We start from the raw sequence: 14,532 nt of genomic DNA on the forward strand, positions 1-14,532 counted from the left end.
AGGTTTATATTTTGTTGCAGCGCTGATATATACTTGGCTCCGGATATGGCTTGCACGCTCACACGCACACTTCGTTTAAGTGTTCGCTTAGCGAGCCATATTCCTTCGCCAAGAATAAGCGAGGGCTCCGGCAGAAATTTGTTTATTGCTATGACGCAAAAAACGGGATGTGTATACCGGGAGGAAAACCTTGTGACTGTTAGTCCCTGCGGCTTTCCTTTAAACTGCAGTTCTCTATTTAGGGGGAGGGATGCTTGAACGAGGTTTATATTTTGTTGTAGCGCTGATATATACTTGGCTCCGGATATGGCTTGCACGCTCACACGATCACTTCGTTTAAGTGTTCGCTTAGCGAGCCATATTCCTTCGCCAAGAATAAGCGAGGGCTCCGGCAGAAATTTGTTTATTGCTATGACGCAAAAAACGGGATGTGTATACCGGGAGGAAAACCTTGTGACTGTTAGTCCCTGCGGCTTTCCTTTAAACTGCAGTTCTCTATTTAGGGGGAGGGATGCTTGAACGAGGTTTATATTTTGTTGTAGCGCTGATATATACTTGGCTTCGGATATGGCTTGCACGCTCACACGCACACTTCGTTTAAGTGTTCGCTTAGCGAGCCATATTCCTTCGCCAAGAATAAGCGAGGGCTCCGGTCCTCCGGGGGAATGCGTTGCGCCGTTTGGCAGACCAAACTGGTTGCAGTTTGTAATTTGGTCTGCTGAAATTTCATTTGTCTGTAACAAAAGCATTGGTTTTGTAATTGTTGAGCAGACCAAAACGGACGCACACCTTCGTTTGGTCTGCTGAAATAGCTTTTGCTTGTGGTAAAAGTATGCGTTTTTGTGTTTTGGACAGACCAAAACGGACGCACACCTTCATTTGGTCTGCTGAAAGTGGAATTTACACTTGGTGAGATCTTCTTTTTACTGTAAATCGCGCTGCAGCACTTCGCTCTTCTCGCGCTTCCTGTTTGATGCCTTGCTTATCGCAAGGCATCTTAGACAAGGGAAGGCTCCGCCCTCCCTAACACCCTCCCTTCCCTAAAGCTAAAGACTACTGTAGGTCTCTTTGGAGTATTTCGCACTTGGCTTTTTTCCAAGTTTCGAAATCATCGTCGGCGATATGCTGCTTGGCCTCCCGCATCAGGTGCAGGTAAAAATGCAGGTTGTGAATGCTCGCCAGCGTGAACCCGAGCGATTCTCCGGCGTGGTGCAGGTGGCGCAGGTACGCGCGGCTAAAATTACGGCAGCAGTAGCAGTCGCAATTCGGGTCCACCGGCTTGTCGAATTCCTCGGCATGGCGCGCCGCCTTGTAGCGCAGCACGCCTTCGCTCGTAAACAGCATGCCGTTGCGCGCGTTACGGGTTGGCATCACGCAGTCACACATGTCCACGCCGCGCTCGATGAGCTCCAGCAGGTTCCACGGCGTGCCCACGCCCATCACGTAGCGGGCGTGGTCCTGCGGCAGAATGTCGGTGCAAAAATCCGCAATCTCGTACATCGTCTCGGTGGGCTCGCCTACGGAGAGGCCACCCATCGCAAAACCGTCGGGCCCGAGTTCCGCAATGCGTTCAATCGCCTGCTTGCGCAAGTTCTTGTGCATGCCGCCCTGGATAATCCCGAAGAACTGCTGGTCGTATCCGTGGATGGGCGGGTGCTCCTTGAGCCATTGCATGGCTTCCGCGGTCCACTTGAGGGTGAACTTGAGGCTGTGTTCCGCCTCCTTCGCCGTACTCGGGAAGGGCGTGCACTCGTCGAGCGCCATTATGATGTCTGCGCCTATTTCGCGCTGGGCGTTCATGACGCTTGCGGGGCTAAAGAAGTGTTTTGAACCGTCAAGTATGCTCCTAAACTCGACGCCCTCCGGTGTAATCTTGCGCAAATCCTTCAGGCTCCATACCTGGAATCCGCCGCTGTCCGTGAGCACCGGGCCATCCCAAGCCATGAACTTGTGGATGCCGCCCGCCTTCGCGATGCGGGGCGTGGTGGGGCGCAGGTACAGGTGGTAGGTGTTCGCGAGGATGATTTCCGCCTTGATGTCCTTGAGCTGGGCGGGCGTGACCGCCTTGACGGTCGCCTCGGTGCCCACGGGCATAAAGATGGGGGTCGTCACGTCGCCGTGGTCGGTGTGGACCACGCCGAGGCGTGCCTTCGATTTCTTGGAAGTTTTCAGGAGTTCGAAACGGTTCATGGTTTGTACGTAAAGATAGATTTTTGCGGGCCGCCTGCGGGGCAAAATAAAAACCGCCGGGCTTGTACCCGACGGTTTTTAAGACTTGTAACCTTTCGATTAGAAGTTGAACACGGTTTCAACGCCGAAGCGGAGAGCGGTGTCGTCATCGTTGTCGCCTATAGGAATGTCAACCATGCCGAAGGCGGTGATGTCGAGGTTCTCGACCGGAGTCAGGTAGAGACGGCCACCGACGTCGATCGTCTTGGTGTCGTCGCGATCGTCGTCGAGGGTGTTGGTGTGGAATTCAACCGGGATACCGAACTTCATGAAGCCACCGACCTTGAGGGCGGGTTCTGCATACACGAAGAAGTATTCAGGAATTTCGGTAGACCAAGCATCGCTAGCCGGAGCGTCGGTGTCGCTGATGAATGCGTAGAAGAAGGTGGTCTTGATCTGGAACATGGCCACGTCGAAGCTGGGTTCAGCCAAGATAGCGTGGGCGGTAGAGGTCCAGTCCTGACCGTCGACGATGTCTTCGTCATCCAGGAGGTAGTCAGCATGGAAGCCGTACACAGCGCGGAAGCTGAAGCCACCGATGTTGATGCCAGCGTCGATACCGGCATGCAGTTCGTTGTGCTGTTCTTCCTGGTAGCTCTTGTAATCGAAGAACGGACGCAGGTGCTGACCGGCGTAGTCGAATTCGTAAGCGACGTGAGCGTTGTAGACCTTGCAACTGTCATCTTCGGCCGGGTCGGCCCAAGCGCGGCGGTCGTTCGCGCCACGGCCAAAGCCGAAGCCGAGTTCGAGACCGGCGAGGTCAATCTGCAGACCGCGAATGTCGTGTTCCTTCATGCCGGCGGCATTGTACTGCGGGTCATCGTAGCCGTAGTAGGCCTTGAATGCACCTTCCGTGAAGGTGAGGTCACCGAACTTCACAGCAAAGAAGTCGGCGGGCTTGTACTGGACGAATGCGCCGTTGTAGCCGACGCCCGGATTGTTAATCGGGCCGTCAGCTTCGAGACCGACGTGTGCAGACCACTTGTCGTTGAACTTCACGTCGATATTGAAGTCGAAGGTGGTCCAGTAGCTGTGGTTGAAGTCGTCGTCGTTGAGGACGTCGCCAGAGTAAATATCAAATTCGGCAGAACCGGAGAACTTCACTTCCATCTGGGCAGCGGAGGTTTCTTCGTTCATGCTGGCCTTGAGCATCGCGAAAGCGTTGCCGGCAGCGTTAGCAACTTCACCCGGATTGGTGTTTTCGGCCGGCTTGGCATCTTCGGTCTTGGCTTCTTCAGCAGCCTTAGCTTCTTCTGCCTTCTTGGCTTCTTCAGCAGCCTTGGCCTCTTCGGCCTTCTTGGCTTCTTCAGCAGCCTTAGCTTCTTCGGCCTTCTTGGCCTCTTCGGCAGCCTTGGCTTCTTCTGCCTTCTTGGCTTCTTCAGCAGCCTTGGCCTCTTCGGCAGCCTTAGCTTCTTCAGCGGCCTTGGCCTCTTCAGCCTTCTTGGCTTCTTCGGCAGCCTTCACGGAATCAGCCGGGGCGGCAGCCTGTTCTGCGGGAGCCGCAGCCGGAGCGGCGGCAGGAGCCTGGGCAAACGCGCCAGCGGCAGCGAGGCCGAGCACGATTGCGGAGAGCGTCATCTTCTTCATTTGTGTCTCCTTGGAAGAGATTGGTTTTGTGTTAACGGGTGTAAATTTAGTTAGGTTTACCCCCATTTGGCACAATTTTTCTCAAAAAAATGATGTTATGTATCTTTTTTGTAGTATTTTGCGGTTATCGCGTGTTTTATGTCACGGAAAGCCGCAAAAACCGTTTTTTACAATATGTATATTTGCTCGTAACTCGTTGAGTAGGTTAGAGATGCGTGAATCTTCCGACAGGCTGGAGTGGATTTCTTTTTTGCAGGTTTTTGCCATCATCCTGGTGGTAATCGGGCACTCTTTTTACCATCACGAGGATAACATCGTGTACGGGTGGATATACTCGTTCCACATGCCGCTTTTCTTCTTTATTTCGGGCCACCTTCTGCACGTTTCGGTAAAGCGTTCCGGCAAGCCCTTGGGCCAGTACTTTGGGCTGCGCGCCCTTGCAAAAAAGGCGAGGCGGTTGCTGTTGCCCTACTGGCTCATCAGTTCGCTCGTATTTGTCCCGAAGGCGTTTCTCGGGAATTTCGCGGGTCGTGAGGTCGATTTTTCGTGGGCGGGGTACGCGCACATGCTCTTCTACCCGAACGACAACGTCATTTCCATATACTGGTTCCTGCCGACCTTGTTCCTCGTGTTCTGCATTGCGTATGTGGGCGGGAAGGTTTCGCTGGTGCTGAAGTCGCGCTACTGGATTCTGCCGGTGCTGGTGGCGTCGTATTTTCTGGCGATTTTTTTTCCGAGATATTCTTTAGAAATCCTGAACTATCCCGGAGTTATCGCCTTCCTGTTCTATTTCGTGTTGGGTTACGCGTTTGATGTGGAGTTTGTTCGTGCCCAGCTGCTGAAGGATAACCGTGTGAAGCCTGTCCCTGCAATGGCCTTCGGCGTAGTGATGAGCATGGCGTTCTACGTGTATCCCGGGCATGACTGGAACCATCCGTTCTACGGGTTTACGGGAATCATAATGAGCCTGTGCCTCGCGGGGCTTTACTGCCAGATGGGGCTGCGGTTCTTTAGGCCTTTCTACGGTTCAACGTATGCGATATACCTGTTCTCGTGGTTTTTCCAGGTGGCAAGCCAGCAGGTGTTTCTTTCGGTTACGGGGGCGCACTGGGGGGTCGGGTCTGCGCTCGCCATGGTGACCGGATTCTTCGGGCCGTTTGCAATATTCAAGTTGTGGAAGTGGCTGTCGGCGCGTGTTGCCGCAAAGCGCGGTACTGCGGGCCGCTAAACGCAATTGTTCAGGTAAAAAGAAAACCCAGTCTTTCGACTGGGTTTCTTTCTGCGGTCGGACAGACTTGAACTGTCATGGGATCGCTCCCACTAGCACCTCAAGCTAGCGTGTCTACCAATTCCACCACGACCGCGTGGTCCTTAGCGGAACGGCAACAAATTTAGATTGATTTGTGCCGTTTGTAAAGGGGTAGGGGTGAAAATTTTTGAAAAAAATCAAAAATTAAACGCCCGCGACCAGCTTGTCGAACACCTGACCGCGTACCTTGTAGTTCTTGAACAGGCCAAAGCTTGCGCAGGCGGGGCTCATGATGACGGTTCCGCCCTTGCCTATGGCTAGGCTGTCGGCAAAGGCTTCCTCGAGGGTGGGGAAGATTTTTGCCGTGATACCCGCGGAATCGAGCCCGGCCTGCTTCAGGGATTCGAGCATGCGTTCGGCGGTGGCGCCGATGAGGGCGATACGCTTGAGGTTCGGGCGCTCCTTCACGAGGATGTTCGAAAGTTCGGTGAAGTCCGCGTTCTTCTCGGAGCCGCCGAGGATAAGCGCGAAGGGGCGGTTCATGCTGGCAGTCGCGGCGATCGTCGCGTCGGGGCGGGTGGCGTAACTGTCGTTGAAGAATTCAATCCCGTTCTTTTCGCCCTTGAATTCCATACGGAAGGGGAGGGTTTCGTAGGTCTTGAGCGCCTGGAACGCGTCGACCACCCGAATCCCGAGTGCCTTGCACGCGAGGGTCGCCGCCGCCATGTTTTCCAGCTGGTAGATGCCGCGCACCTTGCAGTCCGCAAGGTACAGCTTCTCGCTGTCGATGGCGAGGGTGGCGCCTTCAATCACGGCGTCCCCGTCACCGGCACCGTCGCCATCGGCGTGGCATACGGCATACTTTGTGCTGGCAGGGCTTTCCCCCGCAATTTTTGCCGAGGGTGCAGCGTCCTTCAAGTACACGCAGGTCCCGGCACGCTTCTGCCAACGCACCAGGTTGGCCTTCGCGTCCCGGTATTCTTCCACGCTCTTGTGCCAGTCCAGGTGCTCGGTCGAAACGCGCAGCACAACGCCCACATCGGGCGAAAGCGAGAGAGTCATCAGCTGGAAACTCGAAAGTTCGAGAATGCTAATGCGGTCGGGCGTCTCTGTCTCGAGCAGGTCAAGTGCGGGCACGCCGAAGTTTCCGCCAATTTCGTTCTCTACGCCGCATTTCGTCAAGATGTGGCTAATCATGCTCACGGTCGAGCCCTTTCCGAGCGTTCCCGTTACGCCTACGACCTTCTTGGATTTAGTTTGTTCTAAAAACAGCTGGATCTGGCTCGTCATGATGCCGCCGTTCATCTGAAACTTGAACAGGTCCTGGCTCATGGGGTAAACGCCCGCCGAACGCACTACGGTCACGCAGTCCTTGAGTCCGTCCAGGTAGCCTTCGCCGCTGAATGTTTTTACGTTCACTCCCGCGGGAACTTCTGGCAAGCTCACCGGGTTCTTGTCCATTACGACAATGTCTTTGACGCCACTGCGAACCAGGTAATTGAAAGTGCTCTGGCCCTCGACTCCAAAGCCGAGAACGCCTACGGGTGCGACCAATGTGTTCTGCATATTAGATACCTCTGGAGAAAAAGGTAGAAAAGGGTGTGTAATTTGAAATGTGTGGTGTGAGGTGTGTAATGAGAGTTGTTTAATATGAAATGTGGAATGTGTAATGACTAATTCCAAATTCTACATCTCTCATCTCGCACTCCACATTTTCATTACGCCTTCGGCGCAATGAAAAATCCACCCCGCAAAAATGCAGGGCGGACTTCAATATGCGGTCAGGCTGGCTAGGCACTGGGGCCTGCCTGCCAAACTTATTCAGCAGCCGGAGCCGGGACTTCGGTGGCCGGTGCGGCGTCAGCAGCGGGGGCTGCAGGTGCATCGACTGCCGGAGCGGCGAAGTCACCCGGGAGAGCCGGGACCGGAGCCTGCTGTTGGGCTGCGTTTTCGCGAGTCGCCTTCTGCATGGCAGATTCTTCGACCGTAACGTTCTTCTTCGCGGTGATGAGGCCGAGAGCGAACACGACGATGAAGAAGATGACAGCTACGACACGGGTCAGCTTCTGGATGAAGGTGGCAGCACCTGCTGTAGAGAATGCCGACTGGGAGGTCATGCCGCCGAGCCCTGCGAGGCCACCCATCTTGTCGTTCTGCACGAGAACGAGGAGGGAGAGGAACAGGCAGAGGAACACGTGGATGACGATGAGAACCCAAAAGAGTGTTGTCATGGTGACGATTCCTTGGTTGGTTGAAAATTACTTGGCTTCGGCAGCGTCGATGATTTCCTTGAAGGTGTTAGCCTTGAGGCCTGCACCACCAATGAGACCGCCGTCGATGTCCTTCTGAGCGAGGAGGCCGGCAGCGTTGGCGCCCTTCATGGAGCCACCGTACTGGATGCGCATGCCTTCGGCAACGGCTTCGCCGTAGATTTCCTTAACGACGGAGCGGACGAAAGCCTGCGTGTCCTGAGCCTGCTGATCGGTAGCGGTAACGCCGGTACCAATTGCCCAGACCGGTTCGTAAGCGAGCACGCACTTGGCAGCGTCTTCGGCAGAAACGCCAGCGAAAGCGCCCTTGACCTGGGTGCTGAGCACGGCTTCGAGCTTGCCGCCGTTGCGTTCGTCGAGGGTTTCGCCAATGCAGATGATCGGCTTCAGACCGGCTTCGAGGGTCTTCTTGACCTTGAGGTTCACCGTTTCGTCGGTTTCGTGGAAGTACTGGCGCTGTTCGGAGTGGCCGATGATGATGTATTCGGCGCCGATTTCCTTGACCATGTCAACGGAGACCTTACCGGTGAATGCGCCCTGGTCCTTCCAGTGGATGTCCTGGATGGCGAGCTTCACGTTGGTACCCTTGATGACGTCGGCGACCTTGGCGGCAGCGAGGTAAGTCGGGGCGATGACCACTTCGGTCTTCTTCACGTCCTTGACGGCTTCCACGATATCCTTAGCGAGCTGAATGGATTCGCTAACGGTCTTGTTCATCTTCCAGTTACCAGCAATGATATACTGACGCATAATTAACTCCTTGAGAGGTTTAAAATTTAACGGGCGTAAATATAGCAAAAAAGCCGCCTTTGGGAAGGTGGCTTTTGCTTGTCTAACCCAGATTTAGGCTAGTTGTAGTTGCTGGAACGGCTGGAAGTCGGGGCCGGAGAGCCACCATAGCGGTCACCTTCGATCTTTTCCAAGATCCATTCGTTCTCGTAGCCCTTCAAACGTGCCTGGTCGGGGTGCTTCCAGATGAGGCGCGTGATGAGCTTGCCTTCGGCGGTGTAGTATTCCCACACGCTGCTGGTGTCGGTCTCGACTTCGTGGTCAGGAGGGCCCCAGAGCAGGTTCACCATGTCGTTGGTCATGCCTTCTTCGATATAGCCTTGCTTGAACACGTCCTTGAGGCGCTTGTCGATACCCATGCTTTCCTTCGTGACGAAGTATTCGCGTTCGTATTCGTTCTGGCCTACGCCACGTTCGATAAGGATGGGGGACGAAGTCTTGTTTGCGCAACCCCAAAACAGCAGGCCACAGAGGGCGAGTGCACACAGATGAGAAAGTTTCATAGGGACTCCTATAAGATTTTGTGTCCACAAAATAAGAATTTATCGGGCAAATAGATGAAATATTTTTTAGATTTTACAATGAAATGAATTTTTTTGGCCGCCATACGAGGGTTTTTGCCCTTTTGCTGCTTTCTGCGGTCTCGTTTTCGTTCTCTCTCGGGTTCGACGCGAGTGTCAAGCAGGGCTTCCGCTATGGCCCGAACCTTTCCTGGAGCGTGATGGGGAATACCCCCTTCGTGTGGGGGCAGTGGCTCCCGCAATTGGAAGGGTCGCTCCGCTACACGTGGCTGGAGCCAATCGGGCTGCTCGACTACGGTGCGCCGATGGAAAAGTCGCCTACATTCCTCAGGATGGAAGGCGCCCTTGAACTTTCCCCGTTCTTTGCGGGCTACGAGGCCGGCCTCGGGTTACGCCCCTTCAAGACCAACCCACAGGTGGAGGTCGGGACAATTTACCGCAGCTACCTTTATCTGCTGAGTAACCAGGAAATGGTGACCGTCGATGCCGTAGAGGGTGGTAGAATCGCTGAAACCTGGAATGCCGATTACATTGTCGATAACATTTGGGGCGAAGATGACGAGTTCGACTACGCGCAGCTGTTTGATTTCTATGTGAAAATCGAGTATTTCCTGCCCAAGAATTCGTTTATCGGGTTCAATATGCACTATATCCTTTCTGATATAAGTACCGATTTCGAAGGCAAGAGTTACGACTACAAGATAAATATGCCTGTGTTCAGCCGCGATTTCGTGCTGGACTTTGAACTGTACGGGATGTTCAGTTTCAACAAGAATATTGCGGCCCTGTTTGAGACTTCGTACTACCGGACGGGCACGCTACGCAACGGGAATACCGTGGAAAAAGAAGCGCTGAGCTACATGATGGCGAAGATTGGCCCGCTTTTTTCGTGGAAAGACGGTATGCGGAGCCTGACGTTCGAACTCGGTTTCTGGAAACGCAAGGAAGACCGTTTCTACGACGGCAACCTGGGGCAGGAATTCATTGCTCAGCTGAAGTATCAGGGCTACTTCTCGTTCCCGATCCACCAGAACGTGCGGTAGTCGTGGCCTGATTTCAAGATACTTTCGCGCAGGGGGTCCGTGTCGATTTCTTCGACCGGGTAGACGGAGCGCACCCAGAGTTTGCCGCGGTAGTTGAGGCCCGCGACCGTGATGAGCGAGGGAAGCGTGATTCCCGAATAGTCCTTCCAATCGTCAATGCGCAGTTCGCGCTTCTCTTTTGCTGCCCCCCGCATGGTAATCAGGTGCGGGCTTGCAAGCGAGTCCAGCGTGACGCTCCACCACATGTTCGAGTATGCGGGCGAAAGAATATTCGGCTTCTGGATGCTCGAGTCCTTGCACATGAAGTACCCGTGGGCAAGGAGTTCAAGGTCATCGTACTTGACGGGCGTGTTCGCGATGTCTTCTTTCAGGTGGTGCATCGCCATCTGCCGTTTAATCTTGGGTTCCGAGAATTCAAGATACCTGCCGGTCTTGCTCGTGATGTACTTGAAGGAGGGCCTGTTCGGGATATGCACGAAGAACGTGTCCAGTTCCTTTGTCTCGTGGTGGCGCCACTCCAGGTCTATCCTCGCGCGGGAATGTTCCGGGTTGATGAACCAGCCCTCCAGGTTCACAATCATGTCTTTGTCGAGAAGCTTGTGAGGGCACAAATCCTGCGCGTGTGGTGCTACGGCCAGCACGAGGGTCGTAAGCGCTGTCAGGATATGCGCGAAGGATAAGTTCATGCGTCTAAAATAACAAAATTTTTGAGCGTAGTATGGTCGCAAATTTTTTGCAGGCGGTTTGCAATAAAAAAAAACTCCGTGCGAAAAAAAAACTCCGTACCCTCACAATGGCTGAAGGAGGACACGGAGTTTGTTTCTCAACAGGAAGAATTTCTGCAGCGGGCGAGGGCCCGCATTCTGCTAGCCTTCTTCGACGGCGCTGATTTCGCCGTCGTCTTCGGCTTCGAGGGCTTCGTTTTCGCCGAGCTTGAAGAGTTCAACGTCCTTCATGCTTTCGCGGATCTTCTGCTCAATCTCGTTGCAGAGTTCCGGATTGTCCTTCAGGAAGAGGCGGGCGTTTTCGCGGCCCTGGCCGATGCGTTCGTTGTTGTAGCTGAACCACGCGCCACTCTTCTGGATAATGTCGAGTTCGCAGGCGAGGTCGAGGATGGATGCCTCGCGGGAGATGCCGCAACCGTAGAGGATGTCGAATTCGCACTGGGTGAACGGGGCCGCGACCTTGTTCTTCACGACCTTCACGCGGGTGCGGTTGCCGATGACCTCCTCGCCGTCCTTGATGGCGGCGATGCGGCGGATGTCGATACGCTGGGTGGCGTAGAACTTGAGGGCGTTACCGCCGGTAGTAGTTTCGGGGTTGCCGAACATCACGCCGATCTTCATGCGGAGCTGGTTGATGAACAGCATGCAGGTGTTGGACTTCGAGAGGATGCCGGTGAGCTTGCGGAGGGCCTGGCTCATGAGGCGGGCCTGCAGGCCAACGTGGTTGTCGCCCATTTCGCCGTTGATTTCGGCCTGCGGGACAAGTGCTGCCACGGAGTCAATCACGATGATGTCGATGGCGCCGGAACGCACGAGGGTCTCGGCGATGTCGAGGGCCTGCTCGCCCGTATCGGGCTGGGAAACGAGGAGGGATTCGATGTCGACACCGAGCTTGCGGGCGTAGACCGCGTCGAAGGCGTGTTCAGCGTCGATGAAGGCCGCAACGCCGCCAAGCTTCTGGGCTTCGGCGATGGCGTGCAGGGTGAGGGTCGTCTTGCCGGAGGATTCGGGTCCGTAGATTTCGATGATGCGACCGCGGGGGAAACCTCCCACGCCGAGCGCCATGTCGAGCTGGATGCAGCCGGACGGGATTACCGGGATTTCTTCGACGGGCTGGCTGCCGAGAGCCATGATGGAACCTTTACCATAATTCTTCTCGATCTGGGCGATTGCTGCCTCGACCGCTTTTGCCTTGTCGGCGGAAAGGTTGCTGGTGGGTGTCGTGTTCTTCTTTGCCATATTGGACTCCATTTTTTGTTTTTCTTGTCTAAATATACTATTTAGTGTTCACTTGTGCAAGTGCTTTTTTGTTTATTTAACAAAACAAATAGCCTGCACAACACCATATAAACGGATTTGAGCCTTATTTTGAGCCTATCCCCTGCGAAAATTTTACAAAAAGCCTCGTTTTGCACCGAGTTGTTACCATTTTTCCACGAAATTGACATCCAGACGGTGCCGACGGGCTTGCCGGGTTCTGCCCCGCCGGGGCCCGCGATGCCCGAGGTGGAAACTGCCCACTGGCAGCCGAATTTTTCGAGCGCACCCGCGGACATCTCCCTTACGGTCTGCTCGCTCACTGCCCCGAACTGCTCGAGGGTTTCGTGGCTTACCCCGAGGAGCGCTTCCTTGACCTCGTTCTGGTAGGCGACGATTCCGCCTGCAAGTACTGCAGATGAGCCCGCCTCGTTCACGATGCTGCTTGCGACAAGCCCGCCCGTGCAGGATTCCGCGGTAGCCATCATCTCGCCGCGGGCGATAAGCTTTTCCTTGATGGCGTGGACCAGCTCGGCTATAGCCTCTTCAAGAAGGTTCTTGTCGATTTCCATACCTTCGATGTTCGCTTCGTTGATGGTCTGTACGCTCTTCATTTTCATACTCCGTAATATAGAATTTATTTGTGTCAAAAAATGACATTGCAAAAGAAAAGTGAAATTTTTTTGCAAAATATAATTATCATGAAGCTCCAGTGCATGCCCCTTCCCGCGAACCATCGTCAATCATCAATCATCAATTATCAATTATCAATTATCAATTATCAATCAACTAATTACTATATTTCAAACAAATGTTAAACCGTCTGCTTGCCATATTCCTGTTTGCGTGCCTCGCCTTTGCGGGCGTGGCCGTGGCGCAGGCCGATTCGACGGTTGCGGCAACTGTCCCCGCAGATACGTCGGCTGCTGAATCGGCGGAGGCGGATCCTGGCGAGGAGGCAGAAGAAGTGCCTGCCGATACGGCGTTCCAGGGCGACCCGCTGGTAAAGGGCAAGACGGGCATACGCTCCATCGACACGCTCCCCGTGAACGAATGGGACATCCCGACAAAGCGCAACTCGCTCGGGCTTACCATGCTCCTGAGCCTTTTCCCGGGTGGCGGGCAGTACTATACGGAACACTACGTGCGCGGCGGGTTCATTACGGGTATCGAACTCCTCCTGGTTTACGAGGTCTATTTCAACAAGTCGTGGCAGAAGGACCGCGTGCTGGAGCAGGCGCAGCCTTTCCGCGATACCGTGTCGATGTATTCCAAGCTTATCCGCGAAACGCAGGACCGCGACAGCATTGCCTACTATCAGGGCAAGCGAAACGAGTATGCGAACCGCGTGCGTGAAAAGAGCGACAAGAAAATGGAACAGGAAGACCTGCGCTACGCCGAGAATGCGTGGCTGTTCGGCCTTCACTTGTACGGAATGATGGATGCGTTCGGCATCTGGTACAACAACAATTACCGGAGCGTGGAACTCCGCGATATGAAAACTGCCCTGCTGCTCGGGCTTATCCCGGGGCTCGGCCAGATGTACAATGGCGAGTTCGGCAAGGCGGGGTTACTTTATATGGGACTCATCGGCGCGGCGGCGAGCATCCGCACCTCGCAGAACATGGTGGAGTACTACCTCGACCGCAAGCACTTTCTGGAAAAAGAGAATTCCTCTTCTGAGGAACTTGACCGCGTGACCGAGCGCGTTACGTATTACCGCAAGAACAGGAACCAGTATATCTGGGGTGTAGCGCTTATCTACCTGTATTCTTTGGGCGATGCGGTTGTCGATGCCCTGCTGAGTGACTTCGATAACCCGACGCATTTTGCGCTGTTGCCGACCCTTACCGGTGGCGCGCAGGCCCTCTTTACGCTAGATTTCTAATTGTCGCCCTCGTCGTGACTTCGTCACACCGCAGTCGCGGAGCGACAATTATCAATTATCAATCACCCATCACGAGTGCGGGCATCTTGATGCCTTCGTGCACGGTCGTGAACTTCCCGCGGAAATGCCCTTCGCTGTTGCGCGTGAATTCGAATCGCGTGACCATCGCATAGCTGAACATCCCTTCGACAAAGACCTCGTCCGGAAGTCCGCACGCGAAGTGCTGGAGGGCTGCGATTACGCCCGCGTGGCTTACCCACAGGTATTCTCCGTTGTCGTCGAGCGTGTCAAGAAGTGACTCTACGCGCTTGTCCACGTCGTGGAAGCTTTCGCCCGTGGGGAACCGGAATCCGCGCCAGTCACTTTTCCATGCGGCCATTTCGTTGCGGGGAACCGCCGTGAGTTTCTGGCCTTCCCACGTGCCGAAGTTTATCTCCATGAGCCTGTCGTCTTTCTCGATGTCAAGCCCGGTGGCCCCCGAAACCTTCTCGGCGAGTCGCATGCACCGCAGGAGCGGGCTGCTGAAGAGTCGGGTCGGGTGGGCGCCAGCCTTCAGGTAGTCATCGATGGCGCTTTTTGCCTCGTCTTCGAATGAGGGGGATACGTCAAAGTCGAGTCGCCCGTAGCAGACGTCTTTCGGGTTGTAGGGCTTGGTGTGTCGAAAAGTCCAAAGAATCATTGCTGCTTCGTCATCCCCGCGACCTGTGGTGAGCGTCGCCGAACCAAGGCGGGGATCTTTAGTTAAAAAAAGTGCAACCCGAGGGTTGCAAAAAAAGAAATCCTAGGCGACCTGAGCACATAAAAATTCACAAGTCCGTTGCTGCTTTCGCCCTGGCGAGTTGCCCGCAAATAGTCATTGCGCAGGGCCTAGGACCCTAAAATATAGTAAAATAAGCCATTTTTTGGAAGCCGGGATAGTCCAATTTGGAATGAAAAAAGCCCGAAAGGGGGCGTTTTTTGCCCCGAATTTGCAA

Annotated in this window: 13 protein-coding genes, 1 tRNA gene and 1 other RNA gene; 3 read left to right on the forward strand and 12 right to left on the reverse strand. The window is 54.5% G+C overall.

Going from position 1 to position 14,532, the window contains the following annotated elements; translation table 11 throughout:
- Window positions 1-1,053: 1,053 nt before the first annotated feature.
- Together tgt and CRO08_RS16905 are read right to left on the reverse strand one after the other, a co-directional pair.
- A complete protein-coding gene (gene tgt, locus CRO08_RS03015) occupies window positions 1,054-2,190 on the reverse strand; it encodes a tRNA guanosine(34) transglycosylase Tgt (RefSeq protein ID WP_097034993.1) in 1,137 nt (378 codons plus the stop codon).
- 99 nt (window positions 2,191-2,289) lie between these two features.
- Complete coding sequence (locus tag CRO08_RS16905; protein ID WP_176495039.1) at window positions 2,290-3,816, reverse strand: hypothetical protein; 1,527 nt, start codon at window positions 3,814-3,816, stop codon at window positions 2,290-2,292.
- Window positions 3,817-4,027: 211 nt separating this feature from the next.
- Here CRO08_RS16905 and CRO08_RS03025 point away from each other — a divergent pair, with 211 nt between their 5' ends.
- A complete protein-coding gene (locus tag CRO08_RS03025) occupies window positions 4,028-5,044 on the forward strand; it encodes an acyltransferase family protein (RefSeq protein WP_176495040.1) in 1,017 nt (338 codons plus the stop codon).
- Window positions 5,045-5,096: 52 nt separating this feature from the next.
- On the opposite strand, the gene CRO08_RS03030 is transcribed toward CRO08_RS03025, so the two are convergent.
- The 5 genes from CRO08_RS03030 to CRO08_RS03050 form a co-directional block, all read right to left on the reverse strand.
- A tRNA-Leu gene (locus CRO08_RS03030) sits at window positions 5,097-5,180 on the reverse strand.
- 89 nt (window positions 5,181-5,269) lie between these two features.
- Window positions 5,270-6,631 carry a UDP-N-acetylmuramoyl-L-alanine--D-glutamate ligase gene (gene murD / locus CRO08_RS03035; RefSeq protein WP_097034995.1) on the reverse strand — a complete coding sequence of 454 codons (1,362 nt, stop codon included), beginning with the start codon at window positions 6,629-6,631 and terminating at the stop codon, window positions 5,270-5,272.
- A 251-nt stretch (window positions 6,632-6,882) separates the two neighbouring features.
- Window positions 6,883-7,296, reverse strand: a complete 414-nt coding sequence (secG, locus tag CRO08_RS03040) for a preprotein translocase subunit SecG (protein ID WP_072809735.1) — start codon at window positions 7,294-7,296, stop codon at window positions 6,883-6,885.
- 27 nt (window positions 7,297-7,323) lie between these two features.
- Window positions 7,324-8,085 (reverse strand): triose-phosphate isomerase, encoded by a 762-nt coding sequence (tpiA, locus tag CRO08_RS03045; protein WP_097034996.1) that lies wholly within the window; start codon window positions 8,083-8,085, stop codon window positions 7,324-7,326.
- Between the two features lie 98 nt (window positions 8,086-8,183).
- A complete protein-coding gene (locus tag CRO08_RS03050; RefSeq protein ID WP_072809742.1) occupies window positions 8,184-8,627 on the reverse strand; it encodes a hypothetical protein in 444 nt (147 codons plus the stop codon).
- An 83-nt stretch (window positions 8,628-8,710) separates the two neighbouring features.
- On the opposite strand from CRO08_RS03050, the gene CRO08_RS03055 reads away from it, so the two are divergent.
- Entirely contained in the window at window positions 8,711-9,688 is a 978-nt protein-coding gene (locus CRO08_RS03055; RefSeq protein WP_097034997.1) for a hypothetical protein, read from the forward strand.
- Here the strand turns inward: CRO08_RS03055 and CRO08_RS03060 are convergent.
- The 3 genes from CRO08_RS03060 to CRO08_RS03070 form a co-directional block, all read right to left on the reverse strand.
- Complete coding sequence (locus CRO08_RS03060) at window positions 9,652-10,374, reverse strand: hypothetical protein (RefSeq protein ID WP_072809746.1); 723 nt, start codon at window positions 10,372-10,374, stop codon at window positions 9,652-9,654. The genes CRO08_RS03055 and CRO08_RS03060 overlap by 37 nt on opposite strands.
- Window positions 10,375-10,554: 180 nt before the next feature.
- Complete coding sequence (recA, locus tag CRO08_RS03065; protein ID WP_097034998.1) at window positions 10,555-11,652, reverse strand: recombinase RecA; 1,098 nt, start codon at window positions 11,650-11,652, stop codon at window positions 10,555-10,557.
- A gap of 41 nt (window positions 11,653-11,693) precedes the next feature.
- Window positions 11,694-12,290 carry a CinA family protein gene (locus CRO08_RS03070; protein WP_217990562.1) on the reverse strand — a complete coding sequence of 199 codons (597 nt, stop codon included), beginning with the start codon at window positions 12,288-12,290 and terminating at the stop codon, window positions 11,694-11,696.
- 191 nt (window positions 12,291-12,481) lie between these two features.
- Here CRO08_RS03070 and CRO08_RS03075 point away from each other — a divergent pair, with 191 nt between their 5' ends.
- Entirely contained in the window at window positions 12,482-13,558 is a 1,077-nt protein-coding gene (locus tag CRO08_RS03075) for a DUF5683 domain-containing protein (protein ID WP_097034999.1), read from the forward strand.
- A 58-nt stretch (window positions 13,559-13,616) separates the two neighbouring features.
- Here the strand turns inward: CRO08_RS03075 and CRO08_RS03080 are convergent, their stop codons facing one another.
- Both CRO08_RS03080 and ffs read right to left on the reverse strand, forming a co-directional pair.
- A complete protein-coding gene (locus CRO08_RS03080) occupies window positions 13,617-14,237 on the reverse strand; it encodes a histidine phosphatase family protein (protein WP_097035000.1) in 621 nt (206 codons plus the stop codon).
- Window positions 14,238-14,334: 97 nt separating this feature from the next.
- Window positions 14,335-14,431, reverse strand: an RNA gene (gene ffs / locus CRO08_RS03085) — signal recognition particle sRNA small type.
- Between the last annotated feature and the right edge of the window lie 101 nt (window positions 14,432-14,532).

This window comes from Fibrobacter sp. UWT3 (genome assembly GCF_900230125.1).
In the GTDB taxonomy this organism is placed as follows: domain Bacteria; phylum Fibrobacterota; class Fibrobacteria; order Fibrobacterales; family Fibrobacteraceae; genus Fibrobacter.

What these genes read in the sequence shown, in the direction of transcription:
- tgt (WP_097034993.1), bottom strand. Translation starts at nt 2,190, where the DNA reads ATGAACCGTTTCGAACTCCTGAAAACTTCCAAGAAATCGAAGGCACGC.
- CRO08_RS16905 (WP_176495039.1), bottom strand. Translation starts at nt 3,816, where the DNA reads ATGAAGAAGATGACGCTCTCCGCAATCGTGCTCGGCCTCGCTGCCGCT.
- CRO08_RS03025 (WP_176495040.1), top strand. Translation starts at nt 4,028, where the DNA reads ATGCGTGAATCTTCCGACAGGCTGGAGTGGATTTCTTTTTTGCAGGTT.
- murD (WP_097034995.1), bottom strand. Translation starts at nt 6,631, where the DNA reads ATGCAGAACACATTGGTCGCACCCGTAGGCGTTCTCGGCTTTGGAGTC.
- secG (WP_072809735.1), bottom strand. Translation starts at nt 7,296, where the DNA reads ATGACAACACTCTTTTGGGTTCTCATCGTCATCCACGTGTTCCTCTGC.
- tpiA (WP_097034996.1), bottom strand. Translation starts at nt 8,085, where the DNA reads ATGCGTCAGTATATCATTGCTGGTAACTGGAAGATGAACAAGACCGTT.
- CRO08_RS03050 (WP_072809742.1), bottom strand. Translation starts at nt 8,627, where the DNA reads ATGAAACTTTCTCATCTGTGTGCACTCGCCCTCTGTGGCCTGCTGTTT.
- CRO08_RS03055 (WP_097034997.1), top strand. Translation starts at nt 8,711, where the DNA reads ATGAATTTTTTTGGCCGCCATACGAGGGTTTTTGCCCTTTTGCTGCTT.
- CRO08_RS03060 (WP_072809746.1), bottom strand. Translation starts at nt 10,374, where the DNA reads ATGAACTTATCCTTCGCGCATATCCTGACAGCGCTTACGACCCTCGTG.
- recA (WP_097034998.1), bottom strand. Translation starts at nt 11,652, where the DNA reads ATGGCAAAGAAGAACACGACACCCACCAGCAACCTTTCCGCCGACAAG.
- CRO08_RS03070 (WP_217990562.1), bottom strand. Translation starts at nt 12,290, where the DNA reads ATGAAAATGAAGAGCGTACAGACCATCAACGAAGCGAACATCGAAGGT.
- CRO08_RS03075 (WP_097034999.1), top strand. Translation starts at nt 12,482, where the DNA reads ATGTTAAACCGTCTGCTTGCCATATTCCTGTTTGCGTGCCTCGCCTTT.
- CRO08_RS03080 (WP_097035000.1), bottom strand. Translation starts at nt 14,237, where the DNA reads ATGATTCTTTGGACTTTTCGACACACCAAGCCCTACAACCCGAAAGAC.